At 64.9% G+C, this 18,391-nt stretch carries 22 protein-coding genes; 13 read left to right on the top strand and 9 right to left on the bottom strand.

Annotated elements, in window-relative coordinates; genetic code table 11:
- The first annotated feature begins 195 nt into the window (after positions 1-195).
- Genes EGM87_RS09210 through EGM87_RS09180 form a run of 7 tightly spaced genes read left to right on the top strand, consistent with a single transcriptional unit; the run spans position 196 to position 7,809 of the window.
- Entirely contained in the window at positions 196-1,308 is a 1,113-nt protein-coding gene (locus tag EGM87_RS09210) for an NAD-dependent epimerase/dehydratase family protein (RefSeq protein WP_025551718.1), read from the top strand.
- Positions 1,305-2,378 (top strand): SDR family NAD(P)-dependent oxidoreductase, encoded by a 1,074-nt coding sequence (locus tag EGM87_RS09205; protein ID WP_044662663.1) that lies wholly within the window; start codon positions 1,305-1,307, stop codon positions 2,376-2,378. Before EGM87_RS09210 ends, EGM87_RS09205 begins: the two co-directional genes overlap by 4 nt.
- Complete coding sequence (locus EGM87_RS09200) at positions 2,375-3,457, top strand: glycosyltransferase family 4 protein (RefSeq protein WP_044662662.1); 1,083 nt, start codon at positions 2,375-2,377, stop codon at positions 3,455-3,457. The genes EGM87_RS09205 and EGM87_RS09200 overlap by 4 nt, the downstream gene beginning before the upstream one ends.
- On the top strand, positions 3,454-4,557 hold the full coding sequence (locus EGM87_RS09195; protein ID WP_044662661.1) for a CgeB family protein: 1,104 nt from the start codon (positions 3,454-3,456) through the stop codon (positions 4,555-4,557). The genes EGM87_RS09200 and EGM87_RS09195 overlap by 4 nt, the downstream gene beginning before the upstream one ends.
- Positions 4,554-5,660: a CgeB family protein gene (locus EGM87_RS09190; RefSeq protein ID WP_044662660.1), complete on the top strand. Its 1,107-nt coding sequence runs from the start codon at positions 4,554-4,556 to the stop codon at positions 5,658-5,660. Before EGM87_RS09195 ends, EGM87_RS09190 begins: the two co-directional genes overlap by 4 nt.
- Positions 5,657-6,733 carry a CgeB family protein gene (locus EGM87_RS09185; RefSeq protein WP_044662659.1) on the top strand — a complete coding sequence of 359 codons (1,077 nt, stop codon included), beginning with the start codon at positions 5,657-5,659 and terminating at the stop codon, positions 6,731-6,733. Before EGM87_RS09190 ends, EGM87_RS09185 begins: the two co-directional genes overlap by 4 nt.
- Before the next feature lie 32 nt (positions 6,734-6,765).
- Positions 6,766-7,809, top strand: a complete 1,044-nt coding sequence (locus EGM87_RS09180) for an NAD-dependent epimerase/dehydratase family protein (RefSeq protein WP_226869859.1) — start codon at positions 6,766-6,768, stop codon at positions 7,807-7,809.
- Positions 7,810-7,818: 9 nt separating this feature from the next.
- Here the strand turns inward: EGM87_RS09180 and EGM87_RS09175 are convergent, their stop codons facing one another.
- From EGM87_RS09175 to EGM87_RS09160, 4 genes are all read right to left on the bottom strand, one after another.
- Positions 7,819-8,196 (bottom strand): response regulator, encoded by a 378-nt coding sequence (locus EGM87_RS09175; RefSeq protein WP_226869863.1) that lies wholly within the window; start codon positions 8,194-8,196, stop codon positions 7,819-7,821.
- 8 nt (positions 8,197-8,204) lie between these two features.
- The gene (locus tag EGM87_RS09170) at positions 8,205-8,426 is read right to left on the bottom strand and encodes a hypothetical protein (RefSeq protein WP_025551728.1); all 222 of its coding nucleotides are present in this window, start codon (positions 8,424-8,426) and stop codon (positions 8,205-8,207) included.
- Between the two features lie 120 nt (positions 8,427-8,546).
- Positions 8,547-8,738, bottom strand: coding sequence for a DUF3606 domain-containing protein (locus EGM87_RS09165; protein WP_044662657.1), 192 nt, complete (start codon positions 8,736-8,738; stop codon positions 8,547-8,549).
- Positions 8,735-9,214, bottom strand: coding sequence for a DUF4142 domain-containing protein (locus tag EGM87_RS09160; protein WP_229742417.1), 480 nt, complete (start codon positions 9,212-9,214; stop codon positions 8,735-8,737). Before EGM87_RS09160 ends, EGM87_RS09165 begins: the two co-directional genes overlap by 4 nt.
- A 404-nt stretch (positions 9,215-9,618) precedes the next feature.
- On the opposite strand from EGM87_RS09160, the gene EGM87_RS09155 reads away from it, so the two are divergent.
- On the top strand, positions 9,619-10,257 hold the full coding sequence (locus EGM87_RS09155; protein WP_025547767.1) for a Crp/Fnr family transcriptional regulator: 639 nt from the start codon (positions 9,619-9,621) through the stop codon (positions 10,255-10,257).
- Positions 10,258-10,673: 416 nt separating this feature from the next.
- Positions 10,674-11,435, top strand: a complete 762-nt coding sequence (locus EGM87_RS09150) for a Crp/Fnr family transcriptional regulator (RefSeq protein ID WP_052628237.1) — start codon at positions 10,674-10,676, stop codon at positions 11,433-11,435.
- 191 nt (positions 11,436-11,626) lie between these two features.
- On the opposite strand, the gene EGM87_RS09145 is transcribed toward EGM87_RS09150, so the two are convergent.
- The 3 genes from EGM87_RS09145 to EGM87_RS09135 form a co-directional block, all read right to left on the bottom strand.
- The gene (locus EGM87_RS09145) at positions 11,627-11,824 is read right to left on the bottom strand and encodes a hypothetical protein (protein ID WP_044662656.1); all 198 of its coding nucleotides are present in this window, start codon (positions 11,822-11,824) and stop codon (positions 11,627-11,629) included.
- A gap of 288 nt (positions 11,825-12,112) precedes the next feature.
- Positions 12,113-13,042 (bottom strand): HWE histidine kinase domain-containing protein, encoded by a 930-nt coding sequence (locus EGM87_RS09140; protein ID WP_044662655.1) that lies wholly within the window; start codon positions 13,040-13,042, stop codon positions 12,113-12,115.
- Complete coding sequence (locus EGM87_RS09135; protein WP_044662654.1) at positions 13,039-13,797, bottom strand: Crp/Fnr family transcriptional regulator; 759 nt, start codon at positions 13,795-13,797, stop codon at positions 13,039-13,041. Before EGM87_RS09135 ends, EGM87_RS09140 begins: the two co-directional genes overlap by 4 nt.
- A gap of 70 nt (positions 13,798-13,867) precedes the next feature.
- Between EGM87_RS09135 and EGM87_RS09130 the strand changes: the two genes are divergently transcribed.
- Positions 13,868-14,254 carry a response regulator gene (locus EGM87_RS09130; RefSeq protein ID WP_044662653.1) on the top strand — a complete coding sequence of 129 codons (387 nt, stop codon included), beginning with the start codon at positions 13,868-13,870 and terminating at the stop codon, positions 14,252-14,254.
- Between the two features lie 316 nt (positions 14,255-14,570).
- Here the strand turns inward: EGM87_RS09130 and EGM87_RS09125 are convergent, their stop codons facing one another.
- Positions 14,571-14,987, bottom strand: coding sequence for a BLUF domain-containing protein (locus EGM87_RS09125; RefSeq protein WP_025547774.1), 417 nt, complete (start codon positions 14,985-14,987; stop codon positions 14,571-14,573).
- Positions 14,988-15,218: 231 nt separating this feature from the next.
- On the opposite strand from EGM87_RS09125, the gene EGM87_RS09120 reads away from it, so the two are divergent.
- From EGM87_RS09120 to EGM87_RS09110, 3 genes are all read left to right on the top strand, one after another.
- Positions 15,219-15,800 (top strand): PilZ domain-containing protein, encoded by a 582-nt coding sequence (locus EGM87_RS09120; protein WP_044662652.1) that lies wholly within the window; start codon positions 15,219-15,221, stop codon positions 15,798-15,800.
- 83 nt (positions 15,801-15,883) lie between these two features.
- Positions 15,884-16,495, top strand: coding sequence for a response regulator transcription factor (locus EGM87_RS09115; protein WP_025547776.1), 612 nt, complete (start codon positions 15,884-15,886; stop codon positions 16,493-16,495).
- Between the two features lie 52 nt (positions 16,496-16,547).
- Complete coding sequence (locus tag EGM87_RS09110) at positions 16,548-16,823, top strand: hypothetical protein (RefSeq protein WP_044662651.1); 276 nt, start codon at positions 16,548-16,550, stop codon at positions 16,821-16,823.
- Between the two features lie 46 nt (positions 16,824-16,869).
- On the opposite strand, the gene EGM87_RS09105 is transcribed toward EGM87_RS09110, so the two are convergent.
- Complete coding sequence (locus EGM87_RS09105; RefSeq protein WP_044662650.1) at positions 16,870-18,381, bottom strand: MFS transporter; 1,512 nt, start codon at positions 18,379-18,381, stop codon at positions 16,870-16,872.
- Positions 18,382-18,391 lie beyond the last annotated feature (10 nt).

The raw sequence follows: 18,391 nt of genomic DNA, 5'->3' as shown, positions 1-18,391 counted from the left end.
TAACCTGTGTTTTTGCCGTATAACATGAGTTATTTTCATGAGTTTATATTGAGTAGAGATTCAACGGTTTTCTGAAATATTTCCGGAACCTGACGGTAGAAGAAGATGTTCATGATCCCGTTGCCACGGTTGCGGGGAATATCACATCCTCGCGGCCAATCCTTGGCAAATCATCATCAATGAAGGGGAGCGGCCGTGGAAAAGATTCTTGTCACGGGTGGCGCCGGTTTTATTGGCCGGACGGTTTGCCGGGAGTTGCTGGAGCGCGGCCATGCCGTTCGCGTGCTGGACAGCATGATCGAGCAGGTTCATGGAGACATCGAGCGGCCGGCCGATCTCGATCCGGAGGTTGAGCTGATCCGCGCCGATGTGCGCAACGGCCATGCGGTGGATCGCGCCTTGCAAGGCGTCGACGCCGTCATCCACCTCGCCGCGGAAGTCGGCGTGGGCCAGTCCATGTATGAAGTGGAGCGCTATACCTCCGTCAACGACGTCGGCACCGCCGTCCTCTTCGAACGGCTGATCGACCGTCCGGTGCGGCGTGTGGTGACGGCCTCCTCGATGAGCATCTATGGCGAGGGGCTGTACCGCGACGAGGACGGCCGGATCGTCCAGGACGCGGAGCGCGGGTCGATCCGCGACAATCAGAAGGTTTGGGACCCAGTCGACCGGCAGGGCCGCCCGCTCACCCCCATCGCCACGCCGGAATGGAAGCAGCCCAATCTCGCCTCTATCTACGCGCTCAACAAATATGTGCAGGAACGCACGACCCACATCATGACCGCGCCCTATGGCATGGAGGGCGTCTGCCTGCGCCTGTTCAACGTCTATGGGCCGGGGCAGGCGCTGTCCAATCCCTATACCGGCGTGCTGGCGATCTTCGCGTCGCGCCTGCTGAACGGGCAGAAGCCGATGATCTTCGAGGATGGTGGGCAGCGGCGCGACTTCGTCCATGTCGGCGACGTGGCGCGCGCCTTTGCCGATGCGCTGGAACTGCCGCAGGCGGCGGGCGGCACCTTCAACATCGGCTCCGGGCAGGACCGCTCCGTCACGGAGGTGGCGCAATCGCTTGCACTGGCGATGGGCCGGAACGACGGGGAACCGGAAATCGTCGGCAAAGCGCGCACCGGCGACATCCGCCATTGCTTCTGCGACACCGGCAAGGCGGAAGAGGTGCTGGGCTTCAGGGCCCGGCAGGACTTCCAGCAGGGCCTTGCCGTGCTGGCCGAATGGGTGGCGCGGCAGACCGCCGACGACCGCGTCAATCAGGCGCGGGCGGAGCTGGAAGCGCGGGGGCTGGTCGCGTGAAGCGCGCCGACGGAAGGCCCGTGCTGGTCACGGGCGGCGCCGGCTTCATCGGCTGCAACATCGCCGACCGGCTGGCGGGGGAGGGCGAGCAGGTCGTCGTCTATGACTCGCTGGCCCGGCCCGGCGTCGAGCGCAACCTTGCCTGGCTGGAGCAGCGCCATGGCGCCGCGATCACGCCGGTCATCGCCGATGTGCGGGACGATGCGGCGGTGGACCGGGCGGTCGCCGGCGCGAAGGCGGTCTTCCACATGGCCGCGCAGGTCGCCGTCACCACCAGCTTCACCGATCCGCGCGCCGATTTCGAGGTGAACGCGCTCGGCACGCTCAACGTGCTGGAGGCTGCGCGCCGCTGCGCCACGCCGCCCCCGGTGATCTTCGCCTCCACCAACAAGGTCTATGGCGGGCTGGAGGACCTGGACTTCCCGTTGATCGACGGCGCCTATCAGCCGGCCTCGGAGCATCTGCGCGCCAACGGCATAGACGAAAGCCGCCCGCTCGATTTCCATACGCCCTATGGCTGCTCCAAGGGGGCGGCGGACCAATATGTGCTGGACTATGCCCGCAGCTTCGATCTGCCCGCCGCAGTGCTGCGCATGAGCTGCATCTACGGCCAGCGGCAGATGGGGACGGAGGATCAGGGCTGGGTCGCGCATTTCCTGATCAGCGCCCTGGAAGGACAGCCGATCACCCTTTATGGCGACGGCCATCAGGTGCGCGACATATTGGACGTGCAGGATGCGGTGGACGCCTATCTGGCGGTCTGGCGGCAGATCGGACGGGTGGGCGGCCGCGCCTTCAACCTGGGCGGCGGGCCGGACAATGCCGTCAGCCTGCGGCAGATCCTGGCCTTCATCGGCGTCCATCTGGGCAAGTCCATCGTACCCGACTTCGCGCCCTGGCGGGCGGGCGACCAGCGCTATTTCGTCGCGGACACCGCCTCGGCGCGCACGGCGCTGAACCTGAAGGCGCGCAAGCCCTGGCGGCAGGGCGTCGCCGACCTGGCCCGCTGGCTGGCGGAGGAACGGGCGGAGCGCGCCGGGCCCAGGCTGATGACCGCGAGCGCGCTGTGAGGGGCGGCGGGCATCTGCTGCTGTCCGCCGACGCGGTGGGCGGCGTCTGGCAATATTCGACAGACCTGATCCGCGCGCTCCAGCCCCATGGCTATGAGGTGACGCTGGCCGTCATGGGCCCTGCGCTGAGCGAGGCGCAGCGGGCGGAGGCGGCGGCCATAGCCAATTGCCATCTGGTGGAAACCGGCCTCGAACTCGAATGGCTGGCGGCGGAAGCGGCGCCCATCGTGCAGGCCGAGGCGCGGCTGGCGGAAATGGCGGGCGACCTTCGCGCCGACGCGGTGCAACTGCATACGCCGGCGCTGGCCAGTGCCGGCCGTTATCCCTGCCCGGTGATCGCGCTGCTGCACAGTTGCGTCGCGACCTGGTGGGAAGCGGTGCGCGGCGGTCCCATGCCGGAGGATTTCAACTGGCGCACCGCGCTGGTCGCGGCCGGCCTTCGGCAGGCGAGCCGCATCGTCGCGCCCAGCATGGCCTTTGCGCAGGCGGCGCGCCGCCATTATGGCGTGCTCCCCATGGCGGTCCATAATGGCCGGTTCTTTCCGGTGAAGCCGCAGGCGATGCAGGACCATGTGTTCACCGCCGGCCGTCTCTGGGACGAGGGCAAGAATGTCCGGGTGCTGGACGAGGCGGCCGCCCGCATCGCCGTGCCGTTCAGGGCCGCGGGGCCGCTTGAGGGGCCGCAGGGAGGGGCGATCGGTCTGCGTTCGCTGCTGCCGCTCGGCCCGCTCGACAGCATGGCGCTGGCCCGGCATCTGGCCAGCCGACCGGTCTTCGCCTCGGCGGCGCTTTACGAACCCTTCGGCCTTGCGGTGCTGGAGGCGGCGCTGGCGGGTTGCGCGCTGGTGTTGTCCGACATTCCGACTTTCCGGGAGCTATGGGATGGCGCCGCCATCTTCGTCGATCCTCGCGACGCGCGGGGCTTCGCCTGGGCGATAGAGGAATTGCTGGGCGACGGCGCCGCTCGCGGGGAAATGGGCCAGCGCGCCCAAGCACGGGCGGGCGCCTATACCCCCGCCGCCACGGCCGCGCACATGGCCGCCCATTATCGCGCCGTCCAGCGGAAGGTCGCCGCATGAAGATCCTCTATTTCACCCATTCGCTGCTGTCCTGCTGGAACCATGGCAATGCTCATTTCCTGCGCGGCGTGCTGCGCGAACTCGCCGCCATGGGCCATGACGTGCTGGCGCTGGAGCCGGAGGGCAATTGGAGCCTCGCCAACCTCCTGTCCGACCATGGGGAGGAGGGGCTCGCCGCCTATCGTCAGGCCTATCCCGAACTCCGTGCCCAAGGCTATGGCATGAAGGACGATCTGGTCGCGCTGGTCGACGGCGCGGACCTCGTCATCGTCCATGAATGGAACGAGCCTTCGCTGGTCGGGGCGCTCGGCCTGATCCGGGCGGGGCGGAGCGATTTCACGCTGCTGTTCCATGACACCCATCATCGCGCCGTGTCCGATCCCGACGCGATCCGGGCGTTCGACCTGTCGGGCTATGACGGCGTGCTGGCGTTCGGCGAGGCCCTGTCGGAGGTCTATCGAAGCTGGGGCTGGGGCGAGCGCGTCTGGACCTGGCATGAAGCCGCCGACATAAGGCATTTCCGCCCCCTGCCCGGTGAGAAGAGCGGCCTCGTCTGGATCGGCAACTGGGGCGATGGGGAGCGTACCGCCGAACTGGAGGATTACCTCTTCCGCCCCGCGCGGCAGGCGAAGCTTCCGCTCGACATCTATGGCGTGCGCTATCCGCAGGAGGCGCTGGCGACGCTGGAACGCTATGGCGTCGCCTATCATGGCTGGGCGCCCAATGCCGCCGCGCCGGCTATCTTCGCCCGCCACCTTGCCACCGTCCATGTGCCGCGCCGCTATTATACGCAGCTTCTGCCCGGCATTCCGACGATCCGGGTGTTCGAGGCGCTGGCCTGCGGCATTCCGTTGCTGTCCGCCCCTTGGGACGACAGCGAAGGGTTGTTCCGGCCCGGCGAGGATTTCCTCTTCGCCCGGACCGGCGACGAAATGAAGGGCCATATGCGCGCCATCAGCGAGGATGCGGACCTTCGCGCCAGCCTCGTCCGCAACGGATTGGAGACGATCCGCAGCCGCCATAGCTGCGCCCATCGCGCGCAGCAGCTGATGGACATCACGGCGTCGCTCGACGCGCAGCCGATCAGGAGCGTTGCATGAAGATCGCCTTTTACGGCTCCAGCCTGCTCTCCTCCTACTGGAACGGCGCGGCCACCTATTATCGCGGGATATTGGAGCAGCTTGCCCGGCATGGCCATCACATCGCATTCTATGAACCGGATGCCTTCGACCGGCAGCAGCACCGTGACATCGACCCGCCCGACTGGGCGCGGGTGGTGGTCTATCCCGCCACGCCGGACGCGCTGAAGGGCGTGATGGACGAGGCCGCCGATGCCGACGTCGTCGTAAAGGCCAGCGGCGTGGGCGTGTTCGACGACGAGCTGCTGGACGGGGTCATGCGCCGCGCCGGGCCCCATGCGCTGCGCATCTTCTGGGATGTGGACGCCGCCGCGACGCTGGACGAGATGCGCGCCGATCCGGACCATGCCGTGCGCCGCGCCTTGCCCGGACTCGACATGGTGCTGACCTATGGCGGCGGCGATCCGGTGGTGAACGCCTATCGCGGCTTCGGCGCGGTGGAGTGCGTTCCCGTCTACAATGCGCTCGATCCGCAGAGCCACCATCCCGTGCCGCCCGATCCGCGCTTCACCGCCGATCTCGCCTTCCTTGGCAACCGCCTGCCCGACCGGGAGGCGCGGGTGGAGGAATTCTTCCTGAAACCCGCGGCCCTGTCGCCCGGCCGCCAGTTCCTGATCGGCGGCAATGGCTGGGACAGCAAGGCGATGCCCGGCAATGTCCGCCATCGCGGTCATGTCTACACCGCCGAGCACAACGCCTTCAATTGCAGCCCGCTGGCCGTGCTGAACGTCGCCCGCGACAGCATGGCGCATATCGGCTTTTCCCCCGCGACCCGCGTGTTCGAGGCAGCGGGGGCAGGGGCCTGCCTGATCACCGATGCGTGGGAGGGGATAGAGATGTTCCTGACCCCGGACGAGGAGGTGCTGGTCGCCCGCGACGGGCAGGATGTGGCGGATCATCTGGCGGCGCTGACGCCGGATCGGGCGCGGGCGATCGGACAGGCGGCGCTTGCCCGTGTCCGGGCCGAACACAGCTATGAACTACGCGGGCGCCAGGTCGACGAAATCCTGCGCGACCGGTCGGGGCGGCGCGCCGCCAGGCACCATCAGATGGAGGGAGCATGAAACTCGTCGTCCTCGGACTCAGCCTGTCTTCATCCTGGGGCAATGGTCATGCCACGACCTTCCGCGCCCTGCTCTCCGCCTTCGCCGGGCGCGGGCATGAGATACTCTTCCTGGAGCGGGACGTGCCCTGGTATGCCAGCCAGCGCGACCTCATCGATCCCGCTTTCTGCCGGCTGGAATTCTACGACAGCGTGGAAGCGCTGGAAGATTGGCGGCAGGAGATCGAGACGGCGGACGCGGTCATGGTCGGCTCCTATGTGCCCGACGGCATCGCGGTCGGCCATTATGTGCAGCGCACGGCGCGCGGGGTCACCGCCTTCTACGACATCGATACGCCCGTCACGCTGGCGGCGCTGCGCGAAGGGCGGTGCGACTATCTGTCGGCGGAACTGATCGCGGGCTATGACTGCTATTGCTCCTTCACCGGCGGCCCGACGCTCGACCTGCTGGAGCGGCATTATCGTTCCCCCATGGCGCGGGCGCTCTATTGCTCGGTGGATGCGTCGGCCTATCGGCCGATGGACGTGCCGAAGAAATGGGATCTCTCCTATCTCGGCACCTACAGCCCGGATCGCCAGCCCACCTTGGAGAAGTTGCTGATCGAACCGGCGCGGCTGCTGCCTGACAGGCGTTTCGTCGTCGCCGGGCCGCAATATCCGGACGACATGGACTGGCCCGCCAATGTCGAGCGGATCGAGCATCTCGCCCCGCGCGACCACGCCGCTTTCTATTCCGCCTCGCGCTACACGCTGAACGTCACGCGCGCCGACATGATCGAGGCGGGCTGGTCCCCCTCCGTCCGGCTGTTCGAGGCGGCGGCCTGCGGCACGCCTATCATCTCCGATGTCTGGCCGGGGCTCAATGAGCTGCTGGAGCCCAATCGCGAAATCATCTTCGCCTGGAATCCGGAGCAGGTGATCGTCGCCCTCCATGAGGATCGCGCCGATGTGGGCGAGGCCGCCCGCCGCCGCATCCTGGACCGGCATATATCGGGCAGCCGCGCCGCCGAGCTGGAAAACTGGCTGCAAGAGGCCGCCCGGATGCGCACGCGGGACATGGCGGCGGCCGAATGAAGAACGACAGGACAGAAAAGGACGGAGGGTCGATGAACGGAAAGCGTGAAACAGCCCTGGTGGCCGGAGGAGCCGGCTTCATCGGGTCGCATCTGTGCCGGGCGCTGCTGGACCGGGGGCATGAGGTGATCTGCCTCGACAACCTCCAGACCTCGCGGGAGGTCAACCTGCGGATGCTGGAGGGGCATCGCGCCTTCACCTTCGTGCGCGGCGACATCGTCGATCCCCTGCCCGATGCGGTCACGCGCCGGCGCGACATCAGCCGCATCTACAATCTCGCCTGCGCGGCTTCGCCGCCGCAATATCAGGCCGATCCCGAACATACGATGCTGACCAGCGTGGTCGGAACCGATCGCCTGCTGCGGCTGGCGGAGCAGGTCGGCGCGCGCTTCCTGCTCACCTCCACCAGCGAGGTCTATGGCGATCCGGAGGCGCATCCCCAGCGCGAGGACTATCGTGGCTGGGTGAACTGCACCGGCCCCCGCGCCTGCTATGACGAGGGGAAGCGCGCGGCGGAGGCCATGGCCTTCGACTTCGCCCGGCTGGGCCGCGCCGATGTGCGGGTGGCGCGGATCTTCAACACCTATGGCCCGAACATGCATCCCGACGATGGCCGGGTGATCTCCAACCTCGTCTGCCAGGCTTTGTCGGGCGATGCCATCACCATCTATGGCGACGGATCGCAGACGCGCAGCTTCTGCTTCGTGTCGGACATGGTGGACGGGCTGATCCGGTTGATGGAGGCGCCCTTGTCCGACATGGCGCCGGTCAACCTGGGGAATCCTGAGGAATATACCATCCTGCAACTGCTGGATCAGGTCGTGGCCGCCACCGGCACGCAGTCCCAGGTCGTGTTCCAGCCGCTGCCGGTCGACGATCCGCGCCGGCGCAGGCCGGACATCCGCAGGGCGCGCCAGTTGCTCGGCTGGGAACCGCACGTTCCCTTGAGCGAGGGGCTGGCGATCACCTGCGCCTTTTTCGAGAAGGAGCTTTACGATCGCATGCCGGGCTTTGCATGCAGTCCTGCGTTGAGCGGCGCCTCCTTCGTGGGGGGCGCGGGCATCGCGGCCGAATGAGTCCGGGCGTCAGGCGCTGCCCTGGCGGCGCCTGGCGAGCGAGGCGACGATCTCCCTGGGGGCGACCGGCTTTTGCAGCCGCAATGTATCGCCGAGATCGGGCGGTATGATTTCCTCGTCATAGCCGGTCAGGAACAGGAACGGCACGCCCCGTTCCTTCAGCAACCGCGCAAGGTCGAAGGAGGGACCGTTTCCCAGGTTGATGTCCAGCACGGCGGCGGTGGGGCGTTCCTGGCGGATCGCAGCCATCGCCTTCTCCTCGGTCGGGAAAGGCCCCATGATCCCGGCTCCCGCGCCTCGCAGCGCTTCCGCCGTATCGAAGGCGAGATAATAGTCGTCCTCGACGATCAACACCGTCTGTGCCGCAAGGTCGGTCTGGCCCATCATGCCGGGACTCAGCCTCCGTTCGCTTCGGCCGGGCTGGCCATGTGCGATCCGTCGGCGCCCGTTTCGGCAGTGCTGAAGAAGCCGCCCGCCAGAAGGATGGCGAAGGCGATCACGACCAGTAAGAGGCTGATGCCCAGAACATAGCGGGTGACATGGGTGGAAGCGCCGCTTCGCGCCTCCTGCCGTGAGACATGGGTGACGATGCGGCCGTCTTCCTCTTCCTTGTGCATCGAAAACTCTCCTTTCGTTGAGGAGAGAACAGGCGCGCCGACGGGCTGGTTCCCGGAAAGGCGCGGCCCTGGTCGATCTTTTATCCGGGTGCAACAAGGGTCTGGCCGTCACGCCCGCCGTCAGCCGCTGTGGTGGAGGAACTCCGCTATGGCGCTGACATTATGGCCGACCTGCTCGACCGCCTGCTCCAGCCGGGCACGCGATGTGCTGAAACGCTGCTGCCAGTAGCGCGCATCGCTTTCCCGATCCAGCGAGACATGCTTCAGGTCCGCCGGAGCGGCAGGGGCGGCGAGGCTATGGACGTCCGTCATCGGCCTGCGTTCAGAAGGTCGAGATGATGTTTCACCACAGGCACGATCTTCGCCGCCGCGTCCTTGAGCGACCGGTCAGAACCATGGGCGGCATAATCCTGATGCAGTTGCAGCGCCTGGCTGTGAGCCGCCTTCTGCTGCTGCCAGTAGAGGGTGTCGCGGGCAGCGCCCTTCGCCTGCTTCAGCGCCCTGACCTTCGCCTGCTGATCGGGCGTCAGACTGGGCGGCGGCGCCTTGACGCCCGATGCCGCAGCCGCGCTTTTCAGCATGGCGGTGCTCTTGCCGTGATCCCCCACCATCATGGTGGCGAAGCTCTTGACCCTGGCATCCCTGGTCGTTTCCAGCACGATCTTGCTGGATGTCTGTTCGTACAGGTCGCCCGCGCCCGCTTTCCCCAGATAGGCGGTGGGGGATTCCGCCGCGGCGGCGGGCATCGCCACGGCGATCAGCGGCATCAGCAAGAGCATTTTGGACATGGTCGTTCCTCCTGCAAAGCCAGCGGTTTTCGGGGTTAGGAGGTTCCACGGCCCCACGCCCGCGCGATAACCTGCATTAGGCTGTGTGGGGATTCAGCCCATGGCGGGCTGCAAATGGCGGCTTTCTGCGCTTCCAGTGCTCACGTACTTTGAGTACGCTGCGCGCTGGTTCTCGAAAGCCACCATTTTCGCTCCACCCTGAACTGAATCCCCACACACCCTAGACGAACGGCAATTTTCCGGAGGCCGCCGGAGGGCGTGCCGCGTTCATCGGCTCTTTTTCTCGCTCCATCCCAATTATTTGCTGCGAGGAAACATAGGTGAATCCAGCATGAACCAGAAACGCTATGGTGGGGGCAGGTTCAATCGATATTGGTCCAGGGGGGCTTAACAAGGAGTAGTCCATGTTAAGCCAGGTTGCCGAAGGCGAAAACCAGGTTCATTTCCGAATGCATCAGTTTCTGGCCCGGGAAAATGAAAAACCCGACGCCATGCTTTATGTTCAGGAAGGGTGGGCGTGCCGATACCGGCTGCTGTCGGATGGCCGCCGCCAGATTACGGCGCTCTATCTGCCGGGCGATTATTGCGATCCGCAATGGGCGCTGGGCGGGGTGGCGTCCCAGCCCGTGGTGGCGATCACCAACGTCAGGGCGCTCCGGCTGCCCTGTCGCATACCCTCGCACGCCGGTTTCGACGGGCATAACGGCTTCTGGCAGGCGCTGTCCGGCATGATCGAGCGGCAGGCCAACTGGCTTGTCACCCTGGGCCGCAAGACGGCGCTCGAACGGGTGGCGCATCTGCTGCTGGAATTGTTCGAACGCATGCGGCAGGCGGGTCTCGCCTATGGCCAGCAATGCGCCATGCCGCTGACGCAGATGGAGATCGCGGACATGACCGGGCTGACCCCGGTCCATGTGAATCGCACGCTGCAATCCATGCGGGCGCGCGGTCTGGTCGAACTGCAATCCAAATGGCTGCGCATACCGGAGCTTCAGGCCCTGCGCGAAGTGGCCGCCCTCACCGGCCAGGACATGGCGGCCTGATCGGGCGGGCGCGAACTTCTTGATGTCGCGCAACTTCTGCAACCGTCCAGCCCCGGAAAATGAGGCCCAACGGCAAAAATTACACCTGCATTAGCATATGTTAGCGAGCGTCGGCGGGCGGCTGGAGCAAGGTGAATCCTTCTTCGTTCGAACGCCGGCGCCGGCCGGTCGACCGAAGGAGAATGAGCAGCGCCACCAAGACGACGAGTCATGACACGATCCGGGATGAATTCCTCCACCCTTATAATGAGTCCCATGCCGCACTGCTCCGTCGTTCTTCCCGCCGGGGGGAGAGCGCCGCGTCGCGACGGCCCGGTCCTGCATGCGGCAGGCCGGCATTCCGCCATGGACAGCCGGACGGCCAGCGGCGAGCATCGCGGCCGCGGCGGAGATGAAGACGGCATCCCATCCCGCTCATGAAAATGCCATCATCGATCCTGTTGCCGCTGCTGGCGCGCCTTGGCGGGCGCACGGCTCTCTCGAAGGAAGACGGCGCCGCTCTGCTATCCCTGCCGCACAGCCTGCGTCATTGCGAACCGGGGGACTATATCATCCGGGAGGGCGACCGGCCGCAATCCTGCCTGATCCTGCTGTCGGGCTTTGCCCATCGCCACCGCATATCGTCCAATGGCGGCCGCCATATCGTGGGAATACATGGCCGGGGCGACATATTGACGCTGCCGCCGGTGCAGCTCTTTCCATCGGAGGATTTCGTCCAGGCGCTGACCGATCTGCGCGTCGCCGCCATCCCGCTGGAGGACGTGCTGGCGCTGATGCGCGAGCGGGCGAACATCGCCGATGCGCTGTGGGCGGAGATGACGGCCGAAACATCGGTCTTCCGCGCCTGGATCAGCAATATGGGCCGGCGGGACGCCAGGGGAAGGATAGCCTATCTGCTTTGCGAGCTGGTGATGCGCAGCTATCCGGAAGGGGGATCGGACGGGTGCCGGCTGATCCTGCCCCTGTCCCAGGTGGAGCTGGCCGACGCCACCGGCATGACCACCGTGCATGTCAACCGGACGCTGAAGGCGCTGGAAAAGGCGGGGGTGATCGAACGCGACCGGCGGCGGATCACCATCCCCAACTGGCGCCGCCTGACAGAACTGTCCGATTTCCGCCCCCAGGCCTGGCTCGGCCGGATGGACCGGCATGTCGAGTTGGAGGAAGAACAGGGCTAGAGCCAATCGACATTCAGCCCTGACGGCCTGCAAATGACGCTTTTCCGTGCTTCCGGTGCTCACCTACTTTGAGTAGGCTGCGCTCCGGGTCACGGAAAACCGACATTTTACCTTCGGTGGCCTTCGGCTCGGCTCGTCATCTTCTGAATGTCGATTGGCTCTGGAGCATCCACGCGCCGCATGGCGCCGCTTCAGCGCTTTTCGTTCGGCGTCAGGCCCTCATGGTCGTCGGCCCTGTTCTCGCCCGTCTGCTGGTCTTCCTTCAGCACGTCATGATGCCAGAAGTTGCGCCCGATGAAGACGACGGCGATCACCAGCAGGACGATTCCCACCGCCCAGATCGCCGCCAGCCCGAGACGCCGATCGCTGGGACGTTCCGGTTCGTGCATGTCGGCGGTTCCTCTGGTTTCATGGTCTTGAGGGGAAGCATATGGCCATGCCTCCCAGCACATAGAACGGCGGCGGACGTTCCCCCGTTCCTGGCCGGCCCATAACCTGGATCATGGCCGGCGCGCTTCTTCGCCCTTCCGCCGGCTAGAGCCAATCGACATTCAGAAGATGACGAGCCGAAAATGATGGTTTTCCGTGACCCGGAGCGCAGCCTACTCAAAGTAGGTGAGCACCGGAAGCACGGAAAACGTCATTTGCAGGCCGTCAGGGCTGAATGTCGATTGGCTCTAGTCGCTGGGGTGCAGCAGCCTCTTGGTCATGGGCAGGCTGATGTGCACCTTGAACGCGCCGGGCGTCCAGTCGATGGTGCCCGAACCGTCCAGTTCGAACGGGATCGTCTTGGTCAGCATCTCCGTGCCGAAGCCGGACCGGCGGGCGGCTGTCGGGCTGTCGCCGCCCTTTTCCTCCCAAAGGATGCGCAGCACCGGACCGGCCGGTTCGCGATCGCTCCACCATCGGACCCAGACACGGCCGCCGTCCGACCCGAGCGCGCCATATTTGATGGAATTATTGCCCAGTTCATGAAAGGCGAGGGCCAATGTCGTCGCGGCGGAGGTGCGCAGCCGGACATCCGGCCCCTCCAGAAAGGCCTGTTCCCCCGCACGGACGGCGAACGCCGCCAGCTCGTCCATGATCAGGTCGTGCAGTTCAAGTCCATGGCGTTCCGCCAGGGCCAGATTGGATTCGATCCGGGCGATGGCGTCCAGCCGCCCCAGGAAATGGCTGGTGAGATGGTCGACGGAATCGCTGGTCGCGGCAGTCCGCCGGAAGATGGAGCGGACGGAGGCGATCAGGTTGCGCAGCCGATGCTGCACGTCGCGCAGCAGATATTGCCGCGCCGCCGCCTCCAGGGCGTCGACATTGCCGAACTGCAAGACGCAGACGCGATAGTCGGGCGTCGTCACCAGCACGGCGGCGAACAGCCGCGCCTCGCATTTGCCGTCGTCCCAGCTCAGCCGTGCCGCCGACTCGCCCGATGCCGGCACGACCAGCCGCCCGCCGATCAGCCGGTCCGGCCGAATGCCCAGCAATTCCGTCAATGCCGCATTGGCGCGCAATATATTGTCGTTGGGCCCGACCTGGATCTGGGGCAGGGGAGAGGCATCGAAGAGGGCGAGGAAGTCGCGCCAGCCGTCGGTCGGGGATGGTGTCGTCACGATGCCTCTTGCGCCGCCGGATGCAGATAGGAAGGGTCGAAGGCGCAGACGCGCTCCAGCGCTGCGAGATCCGGCACGACAAGATGGCGCCGGTGCAATTCTATCAGCCTTTGGCGACGCATTTCCTGCAATATTCTGTTGGTGTGCACCATCGTCAATCCCGTTGCGTCCGCCAGTTCGAGCTGCGTGACGGGAAAGTGGAAGCCGTTGCCGCTGACCAAGCCCACTTTCAGCAGCCGGTGATAGAGTTCGCAGAAGAGATGGCTGAACCGTTCCAGCGCGGTGCGGCGGCCCAGATTGACGCACCACTCCCGCTGGATGGACGCGGTGATCAGGGCGTTGATCCACATCGCCTTGGTGATTTCGGGATGGGCCAGCGCGATCTCCTCGAACTGGCTGCGTCCGACTTCGGCGACCCTGACCGGCGTGAGCGCGGTGACGCCATGGTCGGCGCGATGCAGCAGGAAGCAGAAGGGATCGCACAAATCGCCCGGCAGCAGCAGGCTGACGATCTGGCGGCGGCCGTCCTCCAGCATCTTGTACCGGGCCGCCCATCCCTCCAGCAGGAAGAAGATGGAGGTCAGCCGGTCCCCCTGGGTGAACAGGTCCGTGCCGGTGCGCAGCGGTTGAAGCGCCCGACCGGCCAGGCCGTTGATCACATCCCGGTCGCGCCGGCCGAGCGGCCAGTGCGCCGCCAGTTTCTGGGCAGTGATGCTATCCTTCATCGCAACCTGCGGGATATCGAGCGATGACATGGCGCGTTTCCACCTATGTTATTTTCTGCCGCCCATTCCCGTGCGACGGCTGGCGGGAGAGGAGAGATGAATGATGGAAGGGGTGACCCCCGGCGCGGTTCGCGTGCTGGTGGTGGAGGATGATTATTTTCTCGCGAGCGACCTTGGCGCCTTGCTGGCCGAAGAGGGGTTTTCGGTGATGGGCCCGCATGGCAGCCTGTTCGGCGCGCTCAAGGCCATTGCAGAACACTTGCCTGACATCGTCATGCTCGACGTCAATCTTCAGGGGGAGATGAGCTATCCCCTGATCGACGAACTGGTCGCGCGTGCCGTGCCGGTGATCATCGTGACGGGCTATGACGAACAAAGCCTGCCGTCGGCCTATGAAAGCTGCAGGCGGGTGATCAAGCCCTATTCCCGCACGGACATATTGGGGGCGATCGGCATGGTTCTGGCCGGCACGGACCACAGGCTCTGACATCGGGCTCTCCCTTTCTTTCCGAACCGGTCGTGCGCTGGACGTTCCGCCCGACCGGGGCGTCTGTCATTCACACCGATGGTCTGCCCTTGCTCATATCGGTGGGGCGGGGAAGGGACAAGGCCATGCATCCTGCGTGACAATGGCAGTGGACCGGCCGCCGCCCGGACGATCGGCGAGGATAGGGCGAGTGGCATGGCAGAGCAACCAGCGGCAGGTCTTCCTGTTCCCCGGCGGATATTGATCTGAGTTAATAATCGCCTGCTTTCCGGCGGGATGGTATATCGGCGTCGCCGCGCCATGGCGGGACGAAAGCTCAACCCCGGCCGCGGATCGAAAATTCCGACATCATCTGAACCAGCGCTTCGAACCCTTCGTCGCCCTTTTCCAGCGCATCGTTCAAGGCGCGTTCGATGATGTCGGAAACGAAATGGGAAGGGCCGGCATAGGCGAGGGACCAGGTGACGAAATGGCGATGCGGCGCTTCGCCCGATGCGATCGTCTGAACCTCCCTGTGGCGCCGGTCGCGCAGGATGCTCGCCTTGAGGTTTTCGATGGCGGCCGGCGCGCCTTCCAGATATTGGGCGAAGCGGTTGCCCGTGAACAGCAGCGCGCCCGTCACTTCCAGCGAGCGGTTGCGCGGAATGGAGACCTGGACGATCTCTTCCATGTGTTTTTCGGCTTGGGTTGCATCCAACTGGCTGGTGCTAATATAGGACCATCGAGCAAGCATGCGACGATGATGCCATTTGTCTGAGGAAAGTAAAGGCGAGGCGCATGATGGGACTGAAAATGCGCCCCGCCGGTTCCAGGCCGGCCTCAGCGGAGGAAACGGCCCCCGGCTGTCTAGGAGATGAAGGTTAATGCAACCGCTCCGGGCGATACCGTAAAAATACCTATTTCCCCGCTAATCGGCGTGCAAGTCCAATCATTTATGGGATTCCGCGAATCTGTGGGAACCCGTATGACCGAGCCGCTAGAAAAGCCGTCCGACGACCGGAGCGCGATGATGGAGAAACGCCGGCACCCCCGGCAGACCGTCTTCAAGACGGCATTGCTCTATCCGGTCGTCGAGGAAGCGAACCTGTCTGTCGAAAATGTGTCCCATGCGGGACTGAGCGGACGGTGCGCCCTGTCGCTGAGCTTGCACCAGCAGGTGCATGTGAGCTTCGACGACGCCAGCTTCCGTACGGCGGAGGTCCGCTGGATCAACGGGCCCAAATGCGGTCTTCTGCTTGAAGAGACATTGCCCTGGATTCCGGGCGAGGAGCCTGATGCGAACCCCGCGCCCCAGACCTACGAGCCGCGCAGCCGCCGACTGGCGGTCGATTTCTCCGCAACGCTGGTGACTTCCACGCCCGTGTTGATCGGGACGATCCGCAACCTGTCGGCCGAAGGGATGATGATCGAAGTGGGCGGCCTTGGCGAAGGTACGCGGCTGCTTGTGAAAACCCGCGGCCTGGATGTACGGATGGGGCGGGTGCAGTGGTCGAGCGGCGGGATGATCGGGGTCTTCTTCGAACCCCGCCGGACGGCTGCGAACTGACGCGATAAAAAAGAAAGGATCGGAGCCGAAACCATTGGCGGCTTCGCGCGTTGGCGCGGGAATGATGGTCTAGGCAATTGGCTATGAACCCAGGATGTCCAGTCTATATCGTGGACCACGACAGCAGGATGCGCCAGGAACTGGTGCGAATCCTGCGCCGGGAAGGGTTCGGACCCGTCCCCTTTTCCTGCGGTTCCGACTTTATCGAGGCGCTTGATTTCCTAGCGCCCGGCATTGCGGTGATGGAACTGCATCTGGCCGACATGGCCGGGCCGGCGGTTCAGCAGGAACTGTCCGCGCGGCGGGTGGACATCCCCCTGATCGTCATGACGGCGTCGCGCGATATTCCGACGGCGGTCGACGTCATAAAGCGGGGCGCCATCGACTTTCTGGAAAAGCCCTTTGCCGACGGCCTGCTGCTCAAGGTGCTCGCCAATGCCTGGCCCATGCTGGAACGGAACATCGAGATCCAGCGCCGGCGGGAAGCCGCCGCAGCCTATTTCGGCAGCCTCACCAAAAGGGAGCTGGATGTCGTGCGCGCGCTGAGTTCCAGCGGCAGCAACAGGGATGTGGCTGACGCGCTGCAGATCAGCATCAGAACGGTGGAAATGCACCGCGCCAGCATCATGAAGAAGTTCGGCGTCAAGAAATTCTCCGAAATCATCCGGTTCTTGCCCGATTCAGGATTACCCTGACCTGTTGAATATGTGAAATCGTCGCCATCATTCCCAATATACAGGATTGGAAATGACAAAGATGGATGTTCCCGGCCCCATATTCGGGGGCGGGATTGTCAGAAAGAAATGGACCGATCTCAGGCAGGCATCTGATTGTGAAACATCGTCTGCGTTTACGCCATGGTTAATGGTGAAAAAACCGAAGCAGGACAGAATCCCCGGTGACGATGATTTCGGATATTTCAAGTCGCAGGAAGAATGCAGGCGAATAATAGGCAGATATAAGAAGGTGGCGGACGCCATGATTGCCGACGAAGAGGAATCGGGTGTCGACTGCCTTTGCTGAGCCTGTCGACTTTTCCATGAAGCGCTTTTGCGATTCGCCGGTTTCCTCAGCTTCGCGCCTGGCGGCAGCGCAGGGCGGCCATTGAGGCGAGCAGCATGACGCCCGCTGCAAAGGCCATGGTCCAGATCGGCTCCGTCGGGAAAAAATGCCGCATGATCGTGCCCATGACGGTGGCCACCAGCAATTGCGGGATGACCACGAAGGCGTTGAACAGCCCCATATAGATGCCGAGCTTCGCCTGCGGCACGCTGGAGGCGAGCATCGCATAGGGCATGGCGAGCGTGGATGCCCAGGCGATGCCGATGGCGACTTCCGACAGCAGCAGCATGCGGGCGTCGCGCAGGAACAGGAAGGAAAGGAAGCCCAACGCGCCCAGCATCAGCGCCAGGGCATGGGTCTGCGCCTGGCCGATCCGGCGGGCGAGCGGTTGCAGCAGGAAGGGTGCGGCCAGGGCGGCGACGCCATTATAGGTGGCGAAGAGGATGCCGACCCAGTTGCCGCCCGCATTATAGGCGGCGCTGGCGGGATCGGCGGACCCGAAGACATATTGGGCGACGACCGGGGTGGTGTAGATCCACATGATGAACAACGCGGACCAGGTGAAGAACTGGACGAGCGCAAGGCGCTTCATCATCGCGGGCATGGCCGCGAAATTGCCGACCACATGGGTGAGCAGATTGTCGGTGCGACCGCCCCAGTGCAGCCGGCGCGCCAGCATCCGCGCCGCGCCATAGCCGGCCAGCAGCGCGCCGAGCAGGTACAGTTCCTTCTCCAGCGACCGGATGCGGACGATCGCGACGACGGCCAGCCCGGCGACGATCCAGAGCGTGCCGCCGGGCGGGATGGCCGGGACAGCGTCCCTTTCAGCGACCGGCTTGCCCTCCGAAGGTTCGAAGCGCGTCATCTGCTCGGGCGAATATTCGCGGGTGGTGAGCACGGTCCACAACACCGCCAGGAACAGGGCCGCGCCGCCGATATAGAAGCTGATCCGCACCGTGTCGGGAATGCCGGACCCGCTGGCGACATTGGCGACCCCCAGCCGGTCCAGCAGCCACGGGGTGGACGACCCGATCACCGCGCCCGCGCCGATGAAGGCGGTCTGGAGCGCGTAGCCCGCCATATGCTGCTCCTTCGCCAGCATATCCCCGACAAAGGCCCGGAAGGGCTCCATGGAAACATTGAGCGAGGCGTCGAGCACCCACAGCATCATCGCCGCGGCGAGCAGGCCTGGCGCATTGGGCATGCCGACCAACGCCAGCGCCGCGAACAGCGCGCCCGCGAAGAAATAAGGCCGCCGCCGCCCGAAACGGCACCATGTCCGGTCGCTATAATGGCCGATGATCGGCTGGACCAGCAGGCCGGTGAGCGGCGCCGCGATCCACAGCAGCGCCAGATCGTCCAGGCTTTCGCCCAGCGACTGGAAGATGCGGCTCATATTGGCGTTCTGCAGCGCAAAGCCGATCTGGATGCCGAAAAAGCCGAAGCTGATGTTCCACAGGCCCCAAAAGCCCTGGCGAGGGCGGGACTGCGGTTCCAGATTATCTTGCGCCTGATCCATGCGTCCCCAA

Source organism: Sphingobium sp. RSMS (assembly GCF_005406185.4).
Lineage (GTDB): Bacteria > Pseudomonadota > Alphaproteobacteria > Sphingomonadales > Sphingomonadaceae > Sphingobium > Sphingobium fuliginis.
The sequence above is the reverse complement of the archived record's forward strand: the minus strand, read 5'-3'. Positions and strand labels throughout refer to the sequence as shown.